Source organism: Pseudoalteromonas sp. CNAT2-18.1, assembly GCF_022347865.1.
Classification (GTDB): domain Bacteria; phylum Pseudomonadota; class Gammaproteobacteria; order Enterobacterales; family Alteromonadaceae; genus Pseudoalteromonas; species Pseudoalteromonas ruthenica.
This window is the reverse complement of the sequence record NZ_JAKRFR010000001.1, coordinates 708,743-729,480: the sequence shown is the minus strand read 5'-3', so window position 1 is coordinate 729,480 and position 20,738 is coordinate 708,743. Positions and strand designations below refer to the sequence as shown.

21 protein-coding genes are annotated in these 20,738 nt (G+C 47.9%); 8 read left to right on the top strand and 13 right to left on the bottom strand.

The annotated features are described in order from the left end of the window. Positions 1-37: 37 nt before the first annotated feature. The 3 genes from MHM94_RS03130 to MHM94_RS03120 form a co-directional block, all read right to left on the bottom strand. A complete protein-coding gene (locus MHM94_RS03130; protein ID WP_045979015.1) occupies positions 38-316 on the bottom strand; it encodes a hypothetical protein in 279 nt (92 codons plus the stop codon). 88 nt (positions 317-404) lie between these two features. Then, entirely contained in the window at positions 405-656 is a 252-nt protein-coding gene (locus MHM94_RS03125) for a hypothetical protein (RefSeq protein ID WP_022944456.1), read from the bottom strand. 53 nt (positions 657-709) lie between these two features. After that, positions 710-1,114: a DUF1761 domain-containing protein gene (locus MHM94_RS03120; protein ID WP_022944457.1), complete on the bottom strand. Its 405-nt coding sequence runs from the start codon at positions 1,112-1,114 to the stop codon at positions 710-712. Positions 1,115-1,290: 176 nt separating this feature from the next. Here MHM94_RS03120 and MHM94_RS03115 point away from each other — a divergent pair, with 176 nt between their 5' ends. Beyond that, positions 1,291-3,318 carry a TonB-dependent receptor gene (locus MHM94_RS03115; protein ID WP_235418757.1) on the top strand — a complete coding sequence of 676 codons (2,028 nt, stop codon included), beginning with the start codon at positions 1,291-1,293 and terminating at the stop codon, positions 3,316-3,318. Between the two features lie 61 nt (positions 3,319-3,379). On the opposite strand, the gene MHM94_RS03110 is transcribed toward MHM94_RS03115, so the two are convergent. The 4 genes from MHM94_RS03110 to MHM94_RS03095 all read right to left on the bottom strand — a co-directional run bounded on the left by MHM94_RS03110 (position 3,380) and on the right by MHM94_RS03095 (position 6,951). Beyond that, positions 3,380-3,904, bottom strand: a complete 525-nt coding sequence (locus MHM94_RS03110) for a response regulator (protein WP_130145590.1) — start codon at positions 3,902-3,904, stop codon at positions 3,380-3,382. Continuing rightward, positions 3,885-5,162 carry an ATP-binding protein gene (locus MHM94_RS03105; protein WP_235418756.1) on the bottom strand — a complete coding sequence of 426 codons (1,278 nt, stop codon included), beginning with the start codon at positions 5,160-5,162 and terminating at the stop codon, positions 3,885-3,887. The genes MHM94_RS03110 and MHM94_RS03105 overlap by 20 nt, the downstream gene beginning before the upstream one ends. 87 nt (positions 5,163-5,249) lie before the next feature. Further along, on the bottom strand, positions 5,250-5,657 hold the full coding sequence (locus MHM94_RS03100) for a nuclear transport factor 2 family protein (RefSeq protein ID WP_022944460.1): 408 nt from the start codon (positions 5,655-5,657) through the stop codon (positions 5,250-5,252). Beyond that, entirely contained in the window at positions 5,644-6,951 is a 1,308-nt protein-coding gene (locus tag MHM94_RS03095; RefSeq protein ID WP_235418755.1) for an amidohydrolase family protein, read from the bottom strand. The genes MHM94_RS03100 and MHM94_RS03095 overlap by 14 nt, the downstream gene beginning before the upstream one ends. Before the next feature lie 162 nt (positions 6,952-7,113). On the opposite strand from MHM94_RS03095, the gene MHM94_RS03090 reads away from it, so the two are divergent. Continuing rightward, positions 7,114-8,184, top strand: coding sequence for a ketoacyl-ACP synthase III (locus MHM94_RS03090; protein WP_026111037.1), 1,071 nt, complete (start codon positions 7,114-7,116; stop codon positions 8,182-8,184). 95 nt (positions 8,185-8,279) lie between these two features. Beyond that, positions 8,280-8,657: an STAS/SEC14 domain-containing protein gene (locus MHM94_RS03085; protein ID WP_053910792.1), complete on the top strand. Its 378-nt coding sequence runs from the start codon at positions 8,280-8,282 to the stop codon at positions 8,655-8,657. A 39-nt stretch (positions 8,658-8,696) separates the two neighbouring features. Here MHM94_RS03085 and MHM94_RS03080 read toward each other — a convergent pair whose 3' ends face one another. Continuing rightward, positions 8,697-10,067, bottom strand: coding sequence for a leucyl aminopeptidase family protein (locus MHM94_RS03080; RefSeq protein ID WP_138590237.1), 1,371 nt, complete (start codon positions 10,065-10,067; stop codon positions 8,697-8,699). 72 nt (positions 10,068-10,139) lie between these two features. Between MHM94_RS03080 and thpR the strand changes: the two genes are divergently transcribed. Both thpR and MHM94_RS03070 read left to right on the top strand, forming a co-directional pair. After that, the gene (gene thpR / locus MHM94_RS03075) at positions 10,140-10,673 is read left to right on the top strand and encodes an RNA 2',3'-cyclic phosphodiesterase (RefSeq protein ID WP_235418754.1); all 534 of its coding nucleotides are present in this window, start codon (positions 10,140-10,142) and stop codon (positions 10,671-10,673) included. A 124-nt stretch (positions 10,674-10,797) separates the two neighbouring features. Continuing rightward, positions 10,798-11,943: a glycosyl hydrolase family 28-related protein gene (locus tag MHM94_RS03070; RefSeq protein WP_235418753.1), complete on the top strand. Its 1,146-nt coding sequence runs from the start codon at positions 10,798-10,800 to the stop codon at positions 11,941-11,943. Positions 11,944-11,979: 36 nt separating this feature from the next. Here the strand turns inward: MHM94_RS03070 and MHM94_RS03065 are convergent, their stop codons facing one another. Further along, entirely contained in the window at positions 11,980-12,381 is a 402-nt protein-coding gene (locus MHM94_RS03065) for a hypothetical protein (protein WP_235418752.1), read from the bottom strand. Between the two features lie 204 nt (positions 12,382-12,585). On the opposite strand from MHM94_RS03065, the gene MHM94_RS03060 reads away from it, so the two are divergent. After that, entirely contained in the window at positions 12,586-15,168 is a 2,583-nt protein-coding gene (locus MHM94_RS03060) for a TonB-dependent receptor (RefSeq protein WP_045979007.1), read from the top strand. Between the two features lie 108 nt (positions 15,169-15,276). Next, entirely contained in the window at positions 15,277-16,767 is a 1,491-nt protein-coding gene (locus MHM94_RS03055) for a sulfotransferase (RefSeq protein ID WP_235418751.1), read from the top strand. Here MHM94_RS03055 and MHM94_RS03050 read toward each other — a convergent pair. Beyond that, positions 16,700-17,605, bottom strand: coding sequence for an alpha/beta fold hydrolase (locus tag MHM94_RS03050; protein WP_022944470.1), 906 nt, complete (start codon positions 17,603-17,605; stop codon positions 16,700-16,702). The genes MHM94_RS03055 and MHM94_RS03050 overlap by 68 nt on opposite strands. 250 nt (positions 17,606-17,855) lie before the next feature. Here MHM94_RS03050 and rlmF point away from each other — a divergent pair, with 250 nt between their 5' ends. After that, on the top strand, positions 17,856-18,764 hold the full coding sequence (rlmF, locus tag MHM94_RS03045; protein WP_235418750.1) for a 23S rRNA (adenine(1618)-N(6))-methyltransferase RlmF: 909 nt from the start codon (positions 17,856-17,858) through the stop codon (positions 18,762-18,764). Here the strand turns inward: rlmF and MHM94_RS03040 are convergent. The 3 genes from MHM94_RS03040 to MHM94_RS03030 form a co-directional block, all read right to left on the bottom strand. Beyond that, the gene (locus MHM94_RS03040; RefSeq protein ID WP_053910801.1) at positions 18,734-19,351 is read right to left on the bottom strand and encodes a thymidine kinase; all 618 of its coding nucleotides are present in this window, start codon (positions 19,349-19,351) and stop codon (positions 18,734-18,736) included. The two genes, rlmF and MHM94_RS03040, sit on opposite strands and share 31 nt — an antisense overlap. Before the next feature lie 88 nt (positions 19,352-19,439). Then, positions 19,440-20,126 (bottom strand): hypothetical protein, encoded by a 687-nt coding sequence (locus MHM94_RS03035; protein WP_235418749.1) that lies wholly within the window; start codon positions 20,124-20,126, stop codon positions 19,440-19,442. 143 nt (positions 20,127-20,269) lie between these two features. Continuing rightward, complete coding sequence (locus MHM94_RS03030) at positions 20,270-20,737, bottom strand: methylated-DNA--[protein]-cysteine S-methyltransferase (protein WP_235418806.1); 468 nt, start codon at positions 20,735-20,737, stop codon at positions 20,270-20,272. Between the last annotated feature and the right edge of the window lies 1 nt (position 20,738).

The window sequence follows — 20,738 nt, the reverse complement described above, 5'->3', positions numbered from 1 at the left end:
TACATAAAAACAAATGTAGTTTCACGCCAAGGTGTGTTTATGAGGCGGAATGCGCCGCTGCAAGCTTACTGGCTTTACGCGCTTTAATGTATTTATAGATACCAATGAGTGACGCCGCTATCCAGAAAATTTCGATAACGAAGCTGGCCAAGTTAAAGTTATAACAAAGGCTTATTAGCAATAAAATGGCGCCTGATAGGTTCATTAGGTTGTAACCTAAGCCCGTTGCAGGCAGCTTATTCAACTGCAACAAAAAGAATGCACCTACCACTAAAAAGGTGCCCGACATGCCAATAACATCGAACAAAATATCCATTGTTTACTCCAGATGAAAACCAAACCGGTCGAGCTTAACAGTGGCCATTCATACACTTTAAGGACAAATGCCCGTATCTTTTGCTTGCTTATTTCATAAATACTTTTTGGCCGATCATTTTCAATGCGGGGGTGCCCCTGATCATAGTCTCTCGTGCGAAAACCTGCTGACATTGCGGACAGGTGGCGAGCTGCTCAGTGAAGTCCTCAGTTATGCGTTCGATAAAACATTTAATAAGCGCGCCCTTGCCGCCTTTGCGGTATTTGTAGAGTTTAGTGCGGCACTGCGAACAATGAATATTCACGGTGCGAACGGGGCCCTTTTTGTTCGGTTTAGCCATGCTCCCTCCCTTAAGACAACACAGCCTAGTCTACCATTGTCAGGCGCGATGCTCTAATGCCACAAGCCCAGAATAAGCCCCATCAAGGTAAACTGCACAGTATGGTATCCGGCATTAACTAAAAACAGCTTTAGAGGTCGCTGCTCGAAAACATAGCTAATCCCAAAGGACGTAGCCACCCACCCTAAACCCGCAGCAAAGCCTGCACCTACCGCAAACCCGAGCTCGGGCCGAGGGCCTAAAAATAACGCAAAGATAAAAGCAGCCAAAAGAGAGAGTATAAAGGCGATGGTAAAGACCTTTCCCATTGCCGCATTTTGCAAATCTATGTCCGTTAACCCGCACCCATCTAACCAAGCATTTTTAAACATCAGTGGTGAATACCACACGCCACCTAAGATAAACGTGGCAAGGGCTGCAATTAGCACCGCGATAAAATTAAAATCTGCAAAATTCATAGCGTGGCTCACAAATAATACACCCTACTAAGCGTAGCTCGCGAACACCGTACCAGCAAAATTCGTGCGTTGATCACTGGAGTGCGACATATTGCCGCACTGTGGCGGTTTGTTATTGCACCTCGTCCCTAAGCAATTGAAAATTCAGACATGCTTTTCAATTCTCAGTGGATATTATGAAGATAAAATCAGCCCTTGGCGCAACCATCACCGCACTTCTCGCAGTCAATAGTCAAGCCATGGAAGTGATCACCGTGCACTCGCAACACCATGATACAGGTGCCCGTTTAATGCAAATACCGGCACAAAAGTTTGCAACCGACACGGCCGATTGGCTCGATGGTGTTGTTGGTGCGGGTGTAAACAAAAATGGCCCGATAACAGGGTTAGCGCAATACCGAGGTATGTTTGCCCAGCGCATTAATGTTGCCAGCAATGGCCTCAACTTTAGTGGTGCAGGCCCCAACTCAATGGATACACCGCTCAGTTACACCCCCGCCATCATCATTGCGAACATGGACATCTATCGTGGTATTGCCCCGGTCAGTGCCGGTATCGACACGCTTGGCGGGGCCATTGACGTAAACATGCGCCGCGCTGAGCTCGATAGCCCATTGACTGTAAATGGCCGCATCGATGCGCAAGATAATGGCTCAGGATTCAATGCTAGCCTCGCTGGGGGCGCTGGCAATAGCCAATTTGCTTGGCTTGCCTACGCAGATACGCGTAACAGTAATGAACAAGACGCCAAGGAACGTGCAATTCCGAACAGTGATTACCAGCGTCACCAGTATGGTGTGCTTACCACGTCGGCCCTAAATCAAGGGCGCCTCTTCGCCAATATTCATCGTACCGATACCAAACAAAGCGGCACAGCCGCGCTGCCTATGGATATTGATTACATTGACACCACACGATTTGAGCTATCGGGTGAGCACGAAATCAGTGACACAACGCTATTATGGGGTGTGGGCTTTCAAGATGGCGAGCATGGTATGGATAACTACCAACAGCGCGCCCTTAGTACCGCGCAAAAAGCACGTTATACCTTGGCTTTAGGACGCAGTACCAGCCTCTTTGCCCACATACAAACAGGGGCTTGGCTATGGGGCTATGATGGCAGTATCAACCGTCATGATGCGGACATCACTAATCCAAACAATGACGCGTTTTTCGTGGAAAACTTTAATAATGTTGCTGATGACCGCCATAGCCTATTCACCGAGTACACTTTTAGCCATCGTAAGCTCAACACAACAGTAGGCGCACGGTTGAAATACAATGTTGCCGATGCCGATAAAGTAAGCTCCACCATGGCCATGATGATGCCAGCGGTTGCAGCCTTACAAACTCGTTTTAATGATGCAGACAAAAGCGTCAGTGATACCACCTTCGATGTGGTCATCAATAATCGCTATACGTTGAATTCACACTCAGACCTCAGTTACGGTGTCGCTATCAAAGAGCGGGCTGCGAGCTATCAAGCGCGTTATTTATGGCTTCCCATGCAAGCAACTGGGGGCCTTGCGGATGGTAAAACCTATGTTGGTAATATCAACCTTAAACCTGAAACGGCGTACCAAGCGAATGTAGGTTGGTCATACACCAATGAGCGGCTCTCGATAAAGCCTCAGCTATTTTATCAACGTATCGATAATTACATTCAAGGCGCCCCCAGTGAAGACAGTGCAGTGAATATGGTGGCGATGATGATGTCTGGGCAAGGCGCGCTTCGCTTTAGTAATATTGATGCTCACCTTTACGGGGCTGATATGAGCGCCGAGTATCAACTCTCTCGTCAGTGGCAAGTTAATGCTCAGATTAGTTATGTGCGCGGTAAACGCAGCGATGAGGTGAATGACGATCTCTATCGTATCAGCCCACTTAACGGCCAATTGAGTGCCCATTACTATGCCAATGATTACCAAGTGGCTGCGCGTTGGCGCTTCGCCCAGTCGCAAACGCATGTGTCGCACTATAACAGCGAGCTGAGCTCACCCGGCTATGGTGTCGTTGATGTGAGTGTAGATTATGATATCAACAGCCATTGGCAGTTCAATGCAGCGGTTAACAACCTGTTTAATCACAGCTATGCGCCACATCTCAACGGCATAAACCGTGTTGATGGCCGGGAATTAGATAAAGGCCAGCGCTTACAGGCACTGGGCCGTACTCTCCATCTAGGTGTTAGTTTCTCTTTGTGATAGCTACCAAAGGCCACGTTATTATTGGCCTTTTTTCTTTTTTAAAGTCTCCTCAGCGAGGTTAATTTGCCACCGGTTTTTTCTGCAACTTACGTTGCAAGGTACGTCGGTGCATGTTGAGTTGGCGCGCTGTTTGCGAAATGTTGCCATTGTTGCGCGTCAATACTGCTTGAATATGCTCCCACTCCAAACGCTCAGGAGACATGACCTCATCGTCGTGCGAAACGTGTGAATGCACAATATCATCCTCCAGAGTTGCCAGTAAAAGTGCCATAGACACAGGCTTAGCGAGGTAATCATCAGCGCCGAGCTTCACTGCTTTAACAGCAGTGGCAATACTGGCAAATCCAGTTAGCAATATGATTCGTGCACTCGGCAGCAAAGAGCGCAGCGGAGCAAGCAGTTGCAGTCCAGACTCATTATTTAAATTCATATCCAAAATAATGTGACTGGGTCGCAACTGTCGTGCTTGGAACAGCGCACTTTGCACACAATCAGCATGTGCCTGCGCTTGGGTGTGCGCTTCTAGGCGCCGCATGAGTGTTCGCGCAAAGGCCAGGTCATCTTCAATCAGTAACAGCTTCATAGCGCCTCTTAGGAATAGTGATATCAATGCATGCACCGTGTTCATTGTTGGCCAATGCCAAAGTGCCACCAATGCGCTCTATCGTGGCGTTGGTTAGCCACAGCGCCACACCAAAACCATCACTGCTCGCTATCACTGCGCTGCCCAAGGAGGCCTGCATCTCAGCGCTAAACCCTCGGCCTTGGTCCTCAATTCGCCAATGAAGAGCAGAGTCAGAGTCGTAAATGGTAATCGTGATACGCTCTGCCCCAACCTCTTCGTTTGCCCGCACAGCATTGGCCAATACGTTAATCACAGCGGCACTCAACAATGGGTCACTAATAATTTCAATATGTTCACCTTGATGTGGGAGCTGACAATGCAGTTGCTGAGACGGATAATTCAGCGTGAAGGCTTGGCGGATCTCATCAACGAGCTGTAATAGCGGCTGGTAATGTGGCGCTCTTTCATGAGCATCACGCAGCTGCTGCGCCCGGGCACGAAACAAATCCAACTGCCGCTGACACTGCGTCAAAGGCACCGCCATATCATCAACCACAGGCTTTAACGTCGGACTGTCGGCGCTTAGCTCCCTTGCTTCATCATGCAACAGCGCCAAATTTGCAAGCGGTGTGGCTAATTGGTGGGTCGCTTGCGCTGCAGCGCTGCCCAAGGACACAAGCTGCTCAGCGCGAAGCTGCTCTTCTCGGCTTTGGGCAATAGCGCGCTGTTGTTTTGCCAAAGTGCGAGATAATGCGCTAACCAGAGTGGCGACCACAACTGCACTGAGTACGAAGTTTATCCACATGGCGATAAAATGATGGCGCATTTGCATGCCATGCTCACCTTGATGATGCAATGGCATCATCATCACTAAGGCCGAGTAAGCAGCAATTGCAATCACGGTTAATAACACCGTTAAACGCCCAGGTAAGGTCACAGCAGCAATCATAACCGGCAACAGCAGCAATGACACAAAGGCATTGGTCGCCCCGCCACTGTGCATAAGCAGCAAGGTTAAGAACAGGATATCAGCTAATAATTGCCACACTACGGTGGCGGCGCCTACCGGTGCGCGACTATGGATGCGTCGTCGTAGCACCACCACACTCAGCAGCTGAAATAGCGACTCCACGGCGATGATGCTCAACAGCGGCAAAAGTGCTAACGCAAAATCAAGCACATAGTAAGCAATGAGCACCGCCAGTAACTGCAGTGCAATGGCGACACTGCGTAGCAATAACACACGGCGAATACTGGATTGTAATAGCAGGTCCAAAATAACAGCGCTAAGAGGTGATGAATAACGAAAGTCTATCGTTATTGTGGCGCTGAGAAAAGCACTGAGTGGGAGACTACGGCGACGTTACCGGCTTAACTGGAAGGCCTCACAAGGCGTGCCTTGGTGGTAAACTAAACGCCAATCTTGGTTGCTATTTAGACACCATATCGACATCCTTACAGAGTAGTGCCATTGCCCTCCTTTGATGCGTCTGAGCGCACCTCGGTAAGAGAGCTGGGCGACATCAGCGCACAGCATACGCCCTTCAAAATCTTGATTGTGAAAGGTAGGTTTTCGTCCCTTGGCTTGCTCTTTTGGTAGCCGAGCAAGCACATTGTCCTTATCAAAGCGCCGGCCGTCGGCCGACACCTCGATAAAACGTTCATCAAGCAACTCATTTAATCGCGAGGCATTGCTGCGCACCTCTTCGCTCATTAAAGTTCTTTCTAACTCAATTAGTTGCGCCAACGTTTGCGCTTTAATCTTGCTCATGATGTTTGATGACTTTCCCTTCTTTCATGACAAAGGTCACTGCGCTTAGTTGCGAAATATCCTTTAATGGCGACTGCGCAACAGCAATTACATCAGCGTAGTATCCGTTTTGTAATTTGCCAACTTCCTTGCTCATATTCAATAGCTTAGGTGCTTGTTCTAAACTAGTCGCCAACGCTTCACGGGGCGACATACCATACTCGACTAACAATGCAAATTCGCGGGCGTTATCTCCATGGCGGGATACCCCTGAGTCGGTACCAAACGCGATATTCACGCCTTCATCTAAAGCCCGTTGGAATGATGCTTTCACCACCGGGGCGACCTGCGTTATTTTGTCTACAATAGCCTGAGGAACCTTATCATTGTGCTTCACTTCCTCACTCACAGAGATCCCTGCTAACAATGTCGGCACTAAGTAAGCGCCCGTACTTTTAAACAGCGCCACCGTTTCGTCATTAGCATAAGAGCCGTGTTCGATAGAATCGACTCCGCTGCGAAGTGCAGCTGCAACCCCCTGGGCGCTGTGTGCGTGAGCTGTCACAGGGCGACCAAGATTATGAGCGGTATCAACAATCGCCTTCATTTCCTCATCGGTCAGTTGCTGATTGAGCCCCGCTTGAGTGTTACTCAATACCCCGCCAGTGGCCGTGATTTTGATAACTTGTGCCCCGGCTTTAACAATCTCGCGCACCGCCCGTGTGCAATCATCGGCGCCATTGCACACGCCCATGCGTGGAGCAAACGCATCAAGTACCTCTTGTCTATACCCATGTAAATCACCGTGGCCGCCTGTTGGAGTCACCGCCTCACCTGCAGCAATAATACGTGGCCCCTGTATTACGCCACTTTCTACTGCTCGTTGCAGCGGAAAAATCACCTCGTTATAACTGCCCAAATCACGCACGGTAGTGAACCCCGCATTGAGGGTATTGCCAAGAAATTGCGTTGCACGTAACGCCTGATCGGCCTCGACCTCCTTCAACCACCTTTCAGGGTCAGCCTGGGGATCACGTTCAAAACTAATATGCACGTGCAAATCTATCAGCCCCGGCATTACAAATTGCTCTTTAAGGTCAATAATATGCGCGTCGGCCAAGCCTAACGTCTGAGCACTAACATAGCCTTCATGAATACCCTGGACACGTCCGTCTACTACTTCCAGGGTTTGCCGCTCGAGAACATCGGCATTGGCCGCAGGGAGTATTTTACCGGCATAAATCAATGTACTTTGCGCCCAAGCGCTTGCACTTGATAACGCCAATAGTAAGCTTGCACATGTGATGAGTTTCATTGTTTTTCCTTGGTTATTATTTTCTTTTACCTGAACATACTTTGCCGGTGCAAACCAGTATAACTCGACCAAAACGCTGCATTTTGGTATAAAGTTGCCATAGCAAAGAGATCGGGCCAGATGAATAAACAAACGTCCGACGCAGCAACCTTAGGAATTTTTATGCACTATGCAGAGATCACTGGCTGGGGAAAATGTATCCCACCAGCACGCATTACTAACGATGACATTGCCACCGTGGTTGATACCTCAGATGAGTGGATCAGCTCTCGCACCGGTATTAAAGCCCGCCATATTAGCCACGTAAGCACTGCCGAGCTTGCAACCGTGGCCGCTCAACGCGCGTTAGATTGTGCTGGCGTTGACGCCGAGCAGCTTGATCTCGTGCTGGTTGCCACTTGCACACCGAGTACCATGGTCGCCAACACAGCCTCGGAAGTACAACAACGCCTAGGCGCCAAAGGGGCTGCTACCTGTGACAGTAACGCCGCCTGCTCTGGTTTTTTATATGCGCTGCAAATGGCCACGGCTCAAATCCAGGCAGGCATGATTAAAACCGCTGTTGTAGTCGCCGCCGAGCGCATGCTGTGGTATGTCAATTGGGCCCTGCGTGACAGTGCGGTGTTATTTGGCGATGGCGCCGGTGCGGTGGTACTGCAAGCCAGTGAGCAACCATTAGGGTTACTCGCGAGCAAAAGTGGCTGTGACAGCAGCGACCGTTCAATTTTGCATATTAGTAATTTTGGCACCAACGTGAATAAATACCAGACCATTGGCGGGTCTGATTTAAACTTTGTTGGCCCGGAAATCTTCAAACGTGCCGTCAAAGGCATGAGTGTAGCCTGCGACGATGTGTTGAGTCAGGCACAACTTAGCCTCGATGACATCGATGTATTAGTACCACACCAAGCGAACTTACGAATTATCCAATCAATTCAACAGCGCTTAAAAGTAGACGATGACAAAGTGATGGTTAATATCGATGAATACGGCAATACCTCCGCAGCAACCATTGCCATTGCCTTGTGTGAGGCTGTAGAAAGAGGGATGGTCAAACCCGGCGCGAATATAATGTCAGCCGCCTTCGGCGCTGGCCTGACATGGGCAGCCAGTTACATAAAGTGGGGTGAGCGTGTAACTCCAGTGCGTGACAGTCAAGCGGCTTTACCTGAGTGCTCGCAAACTGGGTTAGAGCTCATTGCCGAGGCGGTAACGGCCTGCCAACAAGGGTAACGCGACTATGGGCTGCAATGGTGGCCCAATTACTTTAAAACTTTCATAAATGCCGCTATGGTTACCTTGAGCGTAAGCTATATAGGAACAGTGTTATGGCTAAAGACGGTTTGAAAGTAGATATAGAGCGCCACCAACAGCGCATCTATATCGCCTTAGTACTGACCGGTACGTTGAATCATGAGCATTATCAACTACTGACGCCATTATTCGCTTCTGCCTTGGCTGATATTGACGAGCCCATTGTCGATGTTTTCATCGACGCCAGTCAGCTAGACGGTTTTACGACACGAGCTATGTGGGATGACTTCAAGTTAGGGGTTATTCATCGTAAGCAATTTAAACGCATAGCCTTGTACGGCCATAAACGGTGGCAAAGCTTCGCGGCAAGTGTTGCAAATTGGTTTGTCAGTGGCGAAGTTAAATATTTCGACGACCCCCGCGCGGCAATCGCCTGGTTATCTGAACATTAAAAAAGGCCACTTACGCGGCCTTTTGTGTAACTTTTTTGCTTAGCTACCAAAGCGCTGTTGCAACATGGTGTATGCAGCTCGAATACCAAAGGCCTCACCACCAACCGGGCGACCTGGTAGTGCGCGCACATTCCACGCCATAACATCAAAGTGCACCCAAGGTGTTTCTTTAGCAACAAACTCTTGCAGGTAAAGCGCTGCGGTAATGGCGCCGCCAAATGGCCCTTGTGAGCAGTTGCTCATATCCGCCACGTCGCTTTTCAACAAGTTTTTATACTGAGCAAACAGTGGCATACGCCATACTGGGTCTTGGCTTTGATAGCCAGCCTCTGTCAACGCCTGAGCGATGTCATCATCGCTACTGAAAAAACCGGGTAACTCGGTGCCAAGAGCAATTCGCATAGCGCCGGTGAGGGTGGCGAAATCGATAATAAGATCGGGGTTATCTTGCTGCGCTTCATCAAGCGCATCGCACAACACTAAGCGACCCTCGGCATCGGTATTGTCAATTTCAACGGTAATGCCTTTACGAGTTTTAACCACATCACCTGGGCGAAACGCATTACGTGATACCGCATTTTCGACTGCAGGAATTAACACCCGTAGCTGCACGTTTAACCCAGCTGCCATGATCATATTAGCAAGGCCCAATACATGCGCTGCACCGCCCATGTCTTTTTTCATTAAACGCATGCCCGCCGCAGGCTTTAAATCTAGACCGCCGGAGTCAAAGCATACGCCCTTGCCTACTAAAGTGATTTTGGGCGCTTTTTTATCACCCCAGCGCAAATCAAGCAATCGCGGCTTGTTTTCACTGGCACGACCGACCAAATGAATGGTCGGATAGTTTTGCTCTAATAGCTCATCACCGATCCACTGTGAGAATTGGCCATCGTAACGCTCAGCTAAGTCGCTCATGACTTCACTTAAGTGTTGAGGCATCATATCCGCCGCAGGCGTATTAACAAGGTCGCGCACTAAGTTTGTCGACTCAACACTGGCTACCAGCTCATTGAACAACGCCTTATCGGTTATGAGTAAACGCGCTTTCGGTGCATTCGTTTGTTTATACCCGGTGAATTGATAGCCACCGAGCGCAAAACCCAGGGCAATATCACGTTCGTTGGCGCAGTCCGTCAGTTGATAATCGCCCTCTGGCAACTTGTTCACACTGTCTCCAGCGGCCCACACACTTTGCTCATTATCGCTGACTAAGACTGCCAGTTTAGGTTCGCCATTGTCGGTATTTGGCACAACACATAGACCTTGACCTCCACCGAGTGAACGCAATACCCAAGTTCGGGTAAAGTCGTCCTGTTGCTCAGACCATGTCTCTAAGTTGTTTTCATTGATAACATAAAAAGGGATTGGCGCGTTATCCTTACGCGGCGTATTTACCAAAAGATTCATTGCAGACTCATCGTTGGTTGCTGATAATATTCAGCATATCAAGTTCGCCTTATAATTGGTATAGGATGAGTAATGGCGTCTTCACTTTCCAGCCGACGGTTGTTTTTTGCTCTGGGTTTAAGCAATGAGGCAAAGTCTTCACTCGCGCACTGGCTACAACACCATGTCATTGCCGATAAAGCCTTTACGCAACCACGAAACTGGCACTTAACCCTGTTATTTCTTGGCAATACCCCTTTGAATACGGAGGCTGCGCTAATTAAAGAAGTGAGAGCCCTGCAGCTTAGGAAGTTTAACTTAAAGGTGGCAGACATCGATTGGTGGCCCAGTAATGGCATTTTTCACCTTCGCCCTAGCTCGCCACCTGATGCGTTATTCACACTGCACAATGGCCTCAAAGAGATAGCACAAAAGCATTATATTGAAATTCCGCACCGGCGCTATCGCCCCCACATCACCCTCGCAAGAAACTGCAAAGCGATGCCCACAGTTGCTCAACCGATGCCAGCTTTTGATATGCAAGTGCATAGTTTTACATTATTTGAGTCGACCCGTGATGAGCAAGGCTTGGTCTATCGCCCGATTGAACATTTTACGCTGTATTAGCGTGCTTTTAAGCAAATACATTGAGACTCTGAGGATGGCACACTATGCTAAAGGTAACCGGTTCCCTACATCGCATTACCAGTCAGAACCACGACTTTGAATTATCTATTTTCAAGGATCCATCATGACGCGATTTATTTACTTTCTTTTACTTTTTTCTTTCGTTGCCCACGCAGAAAATGTGCATGTCGGCGATTTTGGCGCCACAGCCGATGATCAACAAGATGACAGCGTAGCGATACAAAGCGCCCTCGACTCGCTGGCCAAAGGTGACACACTTATCTTTGCTGAGGGCACTTACGATGTGTGCACCACCTTAGTGTTGCAACACAGTGAGCAAATCACTTTGCGCTCTTTTACACAGAGTAAATTAAAAAAGTGTGCAAACTTTTCTGGAGAATACTTGCTTTACGTTAAACCAGCGCAAGACTTCACCCTGAGCTCGTTACATTTTCAAGGGCTCCATAACGGTCACCAAGTTAGCACCTGGGGCAAACAAGGTGTGTATATCGCCTCGGCTACAAACGTAAAAATTATCGGCAATGAGTTTAGCAACTTTGGTGATGCTGCTTTGCGCGTGACCTCTGGGCCTGAAGCCGATTATTTCACCACCAATACCCGTGAAGTCATGATCGCCAGCAACCGCTTTAGTCAATGCCGGCAAGTGACAACAACACAAGCACAGACAAACTCTTACGTGGGAGGGGTGAATGATATTGTGGTGTTGGACAATGAATTTGAGAGTTGTACCCTTAAGCTTTCAACTCGTGCGCCAGCACAAACTGCGAATGTGTTGTTCAATACTTTTAAGGATATTAACAAGACCGCATTTGAGGTGAGCTACTACTCAGATTTGTGGGTCGCTCATAATCGCTTTATGAACATTGATGGGTTTGTTATGAACTTATACCCGAACTCTCAAGCTCCCCGACAAATCCCGTGGGATAACATTATGTTTGAGAAAAACTTTATTCATAACACTCGATTTGGTCTGCGCCTAAATAGTCTTGGCAGAGAGCAACTGCGCCCTGTGTACGCCTTGACCGTGCGCGATAACCGTTTTGAGCAAGTCCACTTCGCTGAGGAAACCAACTGGCGTGATATTGTGCGAACCTACAGCTACTCTGATCACGCTTCTTTCGATGGAGTACATATTTCTGGAAACGAATATGAACTCGCCCCGGACAGCGATTTTCTTTACATTGATCCCCTTAGTCGCAATGTGTATATCGACAACAACACTGCCCTCCCCAGTCAACCGGGCAGTTAGCTGAGCGCCGCCTAGTTGGGCACGCCAGTGGCTAAACTAGTCCTTAGGAGGGGGACTGTCGTCGCAGCGGGATGAATTCTTGGCTGGTGGTTTGGGGTGACTGAACGAGCTAGGTAACACCTCAACCCCTACCAGCTTGGCAATTTTAACAACAAGGGGGATGGTAATAGGTGCAAATGGCAGTATTGCAAACACGCCTAAACCCAGCCCCTTTAAAATATCTACAAACTGTTCATTCGCCACTTTGAGTTCATGCTTAGTGGCGTTACCACGCGTGTAGCGTCGGTAGATATCCAGCATCTCTTTTGTTTCTTGGCGTTCTTGCGCCAAGGCCCACTTCACCGTCACCATCGCGCGACGTAATTTCAATTTTTGTCGCCGCCGAGAAATAAGCAGCACGCGGATTGGAGCGCGATGGAATAAACGATAGATGCGCATAAGGTCTTCACTAAGTAGTTACTAAATGATTGTCACACAGATAACTCCTAGACGCTAGCACCATGCAATTTCTCCCACTTAGGTCTAATATTTTGTAACAAAAGTTATTGTTGTGTTGAATCTATTGTAAACAACATGTATAGATACCTTATACACAATGACAACAAAGAATCATAAATCTGTATACTAACTGGGGGATACAATATGAAGTTGAAATACAGAACTCTGCAAGCAGCCGTTCGCTGCGCACTTCTTTCCACATCAACGGTAGCGCTGCTACACACCGGTAATGCACTTGCTGAAGACGAGAGCAACGCTGAAAAAACGAAAAATATTGAAAAAATCGCCGTCGTAGGGTCACGTGCTGCGCCACGCTCTATCGGTAGTTCTCCTGTTCCGGTTGATATTATCGGCGGTGAAGAGCTCAGTAAGGTGGGTAATTCCGATATGTTAGAAGTGCTTAAAGGCACTGTTCCATCATTTAATGTACATAGTAACCCTATCAGTGACGCAGCAACGCTTGTGCGCCCTGCTAACTTGCGAGGTCTCCCCTCAGATAGCACACTAGTCTTACTCAATGGTAAACGCCGCCATCGCGCCTCGGTCATCGCATTTTTAGGCGGTGGTATTAACGATGGTGCACAAGGCCCTGATATTTCAGTGATCCCAAGCATCGCGCTGAAACAAGTAGAGGTATTGCGCGATGGTGCTGCGGCGCAGTACGGGTCGGATGCAATTGCTGGGGTAATGAACTTCGTGCTGAAAGATGCCAGCGAAGGGGGTACGTTTGAAGTACGCCATGGGCAGTACTACGAAGGCGACGGTGATAGCACCCAAATTGCGGGTAACATTGGCTTACCTTTCACTGATAACGGCTTCGCTAACTTAAGCTTCCAATATAAAAATGCTGATGCGACAAGTCGCAGTACTCAGCGCGCTGACGCGATTGCGTTAACAGCGGCGGGCGTTCCGGATATTGACGACCCTGCACAAATTTGGGGTACCCCAGAGATTGAAGACGACATTTCCATTTTTGGTAATGTTGGCTTAGAGCTAACCAATGATGATGAGTTCTACATGTTCGGTAACTATTCTGAGCGTGATGTTCGTGGTGGCTTCTATTATCGTAACCCGCATACACGCCCAGGTGTGTACTCCAACGATGGCGGTGAAACGCTGCTTGTGGGTGATTTAACTGGCGATATGAGCGGCAACTGCCCAACCAATATCCAAATCGACGATAACGTACTGGACAACCCAGAGTACATTAATGGCGTTGCTAATAACCCTGATTGCTTTGCCTTTAATGAAATTCTTCCTGGTGGCTTTACGCCAAACTTCGGCGGTAATATCGTTGACACCTCATTCACGGCAGGTGTTAAAGGTGAGTTTAGCGATGGCTGGCTCAAAGGTTGGCTCTATGATGCCAGTGGCTCAGTGGGCTATAACGCCTCACGCTACTTCCTCTATGACACCGTAAATGCCTCTTTAGGTCCGCAAACACCGCGCGATTTCTCACCAGGTAAATACGAGCAGCTAGAGAAAACATTTAACTTCGATATCACCCGAACCTTTGATTGGGGCTTGTATTACGATGCCAACGTTGCCGGTGGTATTGAGTGGCGTGAAGAAACCTTCACCGTGATCGCTGGCGATGAAGATTCTTTTGAAATCGGCCCGCTGACAGAGCAAGGCTTCAGTATTGGTTCTAACGGCTTCCCTGGCTTTAAGCCTTCACAAGCCGGTGAATTCACACGCCGCAACTATGCAGCCTATATTGATATCGAAACACCATTCACTGAGAACTTTTTAATGGGCTGGGCGCTGCGCTATGAAGACTACGACAGCTTTGGTTCAACAACTAACTACAAAGTAACTGGTCATTACACTATTAATGACATGTTCTCATTGCGTGGTTCATTAAGCACTGGTTTCCGTGCGCCGACTGTTGGGCAAGCGAACGTTAGTAACGTGCAAACGAACCTAAGCAGTGGCGTGTTGGTTGATTCGGCGCTATTACCACCAACTAACCCGATTGCGGTTCAACTCGGTGGTGAAGAACTACAACCGGAAGAGTCTGATAGCTATACCTTCGGTGCGGTTTACCAAAACGGTGATTTCTATCTAACCATGGATTACTACAACATCGATGTAGAAGACCGTATCAGCCAATCAGAAAAAATCGTGCTTAGCGATGAAGATAAAGACATCTTAAAACAAGCAGGTGTGCCGAATGTCGACCAGCTTGCACAAGTCAGTTTCTTCACCAATGACTTCGACACCACCACTGAGGGTGTTGATATCGTAGCCAACTACAGCACTGATTTACTCGATGGTTTCTCAACCTTTAGCTTGGCGTACAACTGGAATGAAACTGAAGTGACCAGCTTCAGTGATATTACCGGCGACTTTAAAGTACAACGCCTAGAGGAAGACCTACCTAATCATCGTGGTACAGCAACTTGGTCACAACAATGGGATTCATTCTCTGGCTTTGTGCGCGTGAATTACTTCGGTGAGTACCAAGGTGTTCATGTTGACTTCGACCAAACAGCAAAAATGGCCGATGCCGCAGTAACGGTTGATGCAGAGGTGACTTACTACCCCACCGAAGCCATCGGTCTATCTGTGGGTGCACAAAACATCTTCGACCAAGAGGCAGAGCCTTTAGATTTCGAGGACCGTACAGGTATTCCTAATAACAATTGGGGTGGCTTGTACTATGAAACCTCGCCGTTTGGTTTCAATGGTGGCTATTACTACGTAAAAGCGACTTATAGCTTCTAATAGAAGCACATTAACCACATCACAGGCGGGCGTAATGCCCGCCTTTTTTATGCTTGCGTCGACACAGGCCGCACGGTATGTTGAATTAAAAAGCTTTACCGAATCACTATGACTATTTTAGAGCGCGCTAATCAGCTGCTAAGTGAAAACAAACTGAAGGAAGCCGAGTTTCATTTTAAATCGGCGCTTGAAGCCGACCCGAATCAAGGCGAAGCACTGTTTGGTTTGGGTCGCATTGCCATCCGCTTAGAGAAGTACCCTCAGGCAGTCTATTTGCTACAAAAAGCCTGCCAAAGGCTCCCTAAAGTACTCGACCCTTTATTTGCGCTTGCCGATGCATTTGACGGCCTAGAGAAACGTAGTGATGCTTATGAAGTACTGCACTACTGCACCAAAATTGCTCCTCATAACGGCGAGTCCTTTTATCGCTTAGCCCTGCACCATCTTACCTATGGCTATATCAAAAAAGCTAAGCAGGCTCTGCTCAATGGCTTGGGCTGCCCCGATCACCCGGTCACCCCATACATATACTATGAGTTAAGCCAACTGAAAGGTAATAATGTCACTTCTAAACAGATTGCTCATATGCACACTCTGCTTAGCGCAAGCCGTAGCACGCAAGCCAAAGTGGTGCTGCATTACAGCTTGGCAAAAAGCTATCATAACAGTGGTGACAAAACTCAGGCCTTTGCTCACTATCGTTTAGCCAATGAAATGCAATATACCTTGTGTACGCCTTTAGGCGAGGGCTTCGAGCAGTACATCAACACGCTCATAGCGCAGTTTTCAACAACCTTTATTGCTGAGCAACAAGACACCTTAAAGGCCAGCTTTATTCCGGTGTTTATTGTTGGCATGCCACGGACGGGTTCCACCCTGTTAGAGCAAATGTTGTGTCAGCACCCAAGCATAGCAAGCCTGGGTGAAAACGACGTTATTAGCGCCAAACTGATGGCTTATTTGAGCGCGGTCAATGAAGCTCCTTTCCCACAATGCATGGCCAATACGAACACCGATATTCGTAACCGACTGCGACAGATGTACGTTGATGAACTGACCAAGCATCAACTCGCTCACCGTGTCGTGATCAATAAACTCCCCGCTAACTTTCAGGCTCTCGGAGCTATTCAAGCACTGATGCCGAATGCCGTGTTTATCGATTTGAGACGTAATTTCCAGCCCATGGCTTGGTCGGTATTTTGTCATTACTTTGGCGCCAATGAGCCCTTTTTCTGCCATATGGACACCTTAGCTCGTTACTACGAAGGCTATGATAACTTGATGCAATACTGGCGAGACACATTGGGGGAAAACCTGATCACGATACATTACGAACAATTAGTGCAAGAACCTGAACAGTCGCTACGTAAAATATTCAGTAAACTGGAGTTAAGTTACACACAACAATGCTTGCGCTATTTTGAATCACATCACGCGGTGACGACCTTGAGTCGCCATCAAGTGCGTGAACCCGTCTATAAAGATGCGAACAAAGCTTACAAAGAATATGAGCAAGCCTTTAGCGAATGCTTTAGCCGTAGCGTGAAAACCAGGCCAGTACATCCTGAAACTGATCCCGCTGCGCTTGGGGATGAGTAAGCATGTCAATATGACCATAGTCATGGTGATGGCCATGACTGCGCCCGTACAACTTAAATTCTTGGATGCCACAACCTGACTCTTGCATAAACTTCTTTATATCTATGGGTTGTGCCAGCGCTTTATCCTTCACCCCTGCGATGTGCAACGTTGGCGGTAACGCCAAGCGTTTAATGGCATGGCCATAATCAAAACCATCGTCGCTATCAATCCAAGGCCTTACCTTTGCCCACTGCATACTTTGATAGTGTGATTTAACGGTTTCGTCATCACTGCCCCACTTCAGTTTACGCGCAGGCAAATAGCCATATTTCTTCGCTTTTTTTGGTGCCAACCAATACCACACCAAATTACCTTTAAGGAATTTACTAGGGTGACGGTTATACAATGAGCGCTTGGATCCAAAATACGCACAGGCGCTGACTTTCTTTATGTACTCAGGAAAGCGAGCAAAGACACTGTTGAATAACACGCCGCCCCAAGAATGAGCGACCCAAAAACGAGGAAATTCACCGGCATGCTCCGTTATTTTGCTCAAAAACGCTGGGATCTCATGACATATGGCCTCGGTTTGCCCATAACTGGCCCCAGGGCCTATTGATGGCTTACTTTCGCCACGACCACATAAGTCGGCGACATAACATCGATATCCATGTTTAGCTAAAAAAGGCGCTAATCCTTTATTCGAATGCGTATAAAAAATCTTGCCATTTTCAACAGCACCATGCATAAAAAAGATGGCTGGACCTGTGGCGTTATCTTGCGCAATATAACGTAAATGCAGGGTTTGCTGCTCACTGTAATCAATATATACCGACTGTTGAATAATATCGCTCATACTTGATACTGCTTATTCTTTTTTACTCATCGTACCAGCATCAAATGTTATCAACAAGTAACATGATTCAGTCACTATTTAGCCACAACAGCTATGCTCGCATGGTGAATAGGCCAGAGGTGTAAAGAAAAGCAATGAAACTAAAAATGAGCAATATGAACGCATGTAGCGCTCTTCGTCAGCCATAAAGCACTACAGCAACAGAGTGATTTTCTCTATAATGGTGCTTTTAGCCGAATAGAGTTTGCCCTTGCATCCGAAGAACCGTCACGCCAACGGCTATGATTTCGACGCCTTGTGTCGAAGCTTACCTAGCTTAGAGAACCACATTATTACTCGGCGCGATGGCCAGCCAAGTATCGATTTTAGCGACCCAAACGCGTTAAAAACACTCAACCAAGCACTGCTCAAGCACCATTATCACATTGATATATGGGATTTACCCAGCGGCTTTTTATGCCCCCCGGTTCCCGGGCGAGCCGATTATGTGCACCACTTACACGACCTACTTGCCAACGACAGCGGCTTAGATGTCGCGCATCATAAAGTAAGAGTGTTGGATGTGGGGAGCGGCGCATCGCTCATTTACCCTATCTTAGGTCATAAACTATTTAACTGGCAGTTTGTTGCCAGTGATATCGATCCCCAGTCTGTCAAGCTCGCTAAGCAGTTAGCACAACTCAATCAATTACCTATCAAGGTACAACAACAAAAACGTCCAAGTAGTTATTTTAACGGCATAGTTAAAGCCCAAGATACCCTAGTCGCCACCCTGTGCAACCCGCCTTTTCACGACAGCGAACAAAGCGCGCAGGCTGGGAGCGAGCGCAAATGGCGTAATCTTAAAGGCCAAACAAAGGGGGCGCACCTCAACTTTGGCGGTCGTGCCAATGAGCTGTGGTGCCAAGGTGGCGAACTTGGCTTTGTGCGCGATATGATTTTAGAAAGCAGCCATTATGCCGAGCAGGTACTGTGGTTTAGCTCATTGATTTCAAAAAAAGACAATCTCAGGGCCCTCAAAAACACCTTGCGTAAGGCTGGGGCCATCAATATTGAGGTGGTGAATATGGCCCAAGGGCAAAAAGTCAGCCGCTTTCTTGCTTGGAGCTTTATGCCACAGAGTGAACGTCAAGCACGCTTAGAACAATTGCTTTGCTGAGTGGTACTCGGGTCATTGAGCGCTTGCTTATAATGTTTACGACACACGGAAACATAGCGCTCGTTACCACCAATTTGCACTTGGTCGCCACTGGCAACCACCGCTCCTTCGCTGTCATAGCGCAGTACGTGGTTGGCTTTGCGGCCGCAGTGGCATACGGTTTTTAGCTCCACCAGCTTATCGGCCCAGGCTAGTAAATATTGTGAACCGACAAAGAGTTCACCAAGGAAGTCACTGCGCAGACCATAACATAAAACGGGGATGCGCAACTGATCGACAACCTCGGTGAGCTGCCACACTTGCTGCTTCGACAAAAACTGGCTTTCATCCACCAACACACAATTTACCGGCTGGATTTGGTGCTGCTGTTGGATAAGTGCAAACACATCAGACTCACCGTCAAAGACATAGGCATCGGCCTGCAAGCCAATTCGCGAGGCAACCTTACCAACACCTGATCGGTCGTCTATCGCGGCAGTCATAATCATAGGGCGCATACCGCGCTCACGATAGTTAAAAGCCGATTGCAGTAAGGTTGTGGACTTTCCAGCATTCATCGCCGAGTAGTAGAAATAGAGTTGAGCCATAGTGATTGTTATCCATTTTTTTCGCGCGCCAAGCTTACACTAAGGCTTTATGAAAGTCATATATCCTCTCAGAGAGCTTTAAACAACACTAATCGCGAATTTGTAGATAGCGTCGGTAAATAGCAGTGGTATCCAAGCCTTTTAGCGCATCCCATATACGTTCCACTCTGTGCGGATAAGCCTGGTAAAATTTTGGGGCGAAGATAAGATAGCCATAGTGCACATCAAAAGGCGGATAAAGTGGGCTCACCCCTTGGATATCGGCGGGCTCAACATATAGATTCTGATTACCAACTTGGCAAAAATCCATCACTGCGTGTACACGCCTGTTGGCCAGTAGCCGGTATGCGTCTTGCTGCGAAAAAACAAAATGCACAAAAACTGGCTGATCGTTTAAGCGCTGGGCAATAGCGTAACCATGCGGCAAGGCAATCGCCACACCTTGCTGTTGCAAATAGTGTCTTCTTGGCCAGAACTCATGAAATTCACGATTGCCAATAAAACAACTTCCCACTTTACTCAGTGCACGATCTGTATCAACGTCATCATTAATCATAGGATAACGCAGCCGAGAGAGTCGTTGCTTTCGATAGCTGCCTATTAATGCTTGCGCTTCGCCCTTTTCAACCATATCTAAACAGCGCTTCCAAGGTCTGCGAATAAATACAAAACGCACGTTCTCTAGACGTGACTGTAATTGTTGGATCACTTCTATGTTAGCACCGGGGTTGTGGGTAGGCACCTCTCGGGTTTGTCCCATGTAAAACGGCACCACCTCTTTGTCCTCATAACAAAGGGTTATTCGCAGATTAGTGTTAGCTGCCAATGCGACGCGGCAACAAACAACTGTTATAACCATCATAAAAAGGAGGAACCGAACCATTTAAGACCACTTAGCTGGATTAATTGTGTTTTAGTTTAGTCGTCGTAATGGGCCTGTTCAAACGCTAGCAACCATTGTTTTTTGTCCACTCCACCGGCATAGCCAGTCAAGGTGCCGTTGCTGCCGATAACACGATGGCAAGGCACGATAATACTGATAGGGTTTTTGCCATTCGCCGCGCCCACGGCGCGCACTGCGTTAGGGTTATTTAATAACTTGGCAATATCACCGTAGCTGCATGTAGTTGCATAACCTATCGTCATCAATGCATTCCACACCTGATTTTGAAAATCAGTGCCGGAGACATCAATAGTCACATCAAATGTTTGCCGAGTACCATCAAAGTACTGCTGTAGCTGATAGAGTGCCTGATTTAGCAGGTCGTTGTTACAACTAAGGCCACTTTGGGCACGGCCCATATCAAAGCCGACATAACACAGGCCATGATCGGTGGCTTGGATTAACAAGGCGCCTATCGGCGTCTCTAGCGTTGTTTGGTACATA

Bases quoted from the DNA above. Each gene is read 5' to 3' on its own strand.
- MHM94_RS03085 (WP_053910792.1), top strand. From the start codon at position 8,280: ATGGCTAAAGACGGTTTGAAAGTAGATATAGAGCGCCACCAACAGCGC.
- MHM94_RS03130 (WP_045979015.1), bottom strand. From the start codon at position 316: ATGGATATTTTGTTCGATGTTATTGGCATGTCGGGCACCTTTTTAGTG.
- MHM94_RS03080 (WP_138590237.1), bottom strand. From the start codon at position 10,067: ATGAATCTTTTGGTAAATACGCCGCGTAAGGATAACGCGCCAATCCCT.
- MHM94_RS03070 (WP_235418753.1), top strand. From the start codon at position 10,798: ATGACGCGATTTATTTACTTTCTTTTACTTTTTTCTTTCGTTGCCCAC.
- thpR (WP_235418754.1), top strand. From the start codon at position 10,140: ATGGCGTCTTCACTTTCCAGCCGACGGTTGTTTTTTGCTCTGGGTTTA.
- MHM94_RS03095 (WP_235418755.1), bottom strand. From the start codon at position 6,951: ATGAAACTCATCACATGTGCAAGCTTACTATTGGCGTTATCAAGTGCA.
- MHM94_RS03120 (WP_022944457.1), bottom strand. From the start codon at position 1,114: ATGAATTTTGCAGATTTTAATTTTATCGCGGTGCTAATTGCAGCCCTT.
- MHM94_RS03040 (WP_053910801.1), bottom strand. From the start codon at position 19,351: ATGGCTCAACTCTATTTCTACTACTCGGCGATGAATGCTGGAAAGTCC.
- MHM94_RS03055 (WP_235418751.1), top strand. From the start codon at position 15,277: ATGACTATTTTAGAGCGCGCTAATCAGCTGCTAAGTGAAAACAAACTG.
- MHM94_RS03090 (WP_026111037.1), top strand. From the start codon at position 7,114: ATGCACTATGCAGAGATCACTGGCTGGGGAAAATGTATCCCACCAGCA.
- MHM94_RS03110 (WP_130145590.1), bottom strand. From the start codon at position 3,904: ATGAAGCTGTTACTGATTGAAGATGACCTGGCCTTTGCGCGAACACTC.
- MHM94_RS03115 (WP_235418757.1), top strand. From the start codon at position 1,291: ATGAAGATAAAATCAGCCCTTGGCGCAACCATCACCGCACTTCTCGCA.
- MHM94_RS03100 (WP_022944460.1), bottom strand. From the start codon at position 5,657: ATGAGCAAGATTAAAGCGCAAACGTTGGCGCAACTAATTGAGTTAGAA.
- MHM94_RS03065 (WP_235418752.1), bottom strand. From the start codon at position 12,381: ATGCGCATCTATCGTTTATTCCATCGCGCTCCAATCCGCGTGCTGCTT.
- MHM94_RS03030 (WP_235418806.1), bottom strand. From the start codon at position 20,737: ATGTACCAAACAACGCTAGAGACGCCGATAGGCGCCTTGTTAATCCAA.
- MHM94_RS03060 (WP_045979007.1), top strand. From the start codon at position 12,586: ATGAAGTTGAAATACAGAACTCTGCAAGCAGCCGTTCGCTGCGCACTT.
- MHM94_RS03125 (WP_022944456.1), bottom strand. From the start codon at position 656: ATGGCTAAACCGAACAAAAAGGGCCCCGTTCGCACCGTGAATATTCAT.
- MHM94_RS03050 (WP_022944470.1), bottom strand. From the start codon at position 17,605: ATGAGCGATATTATTCAACAGTCGGTATATATTGATTACAGTGAGCAG.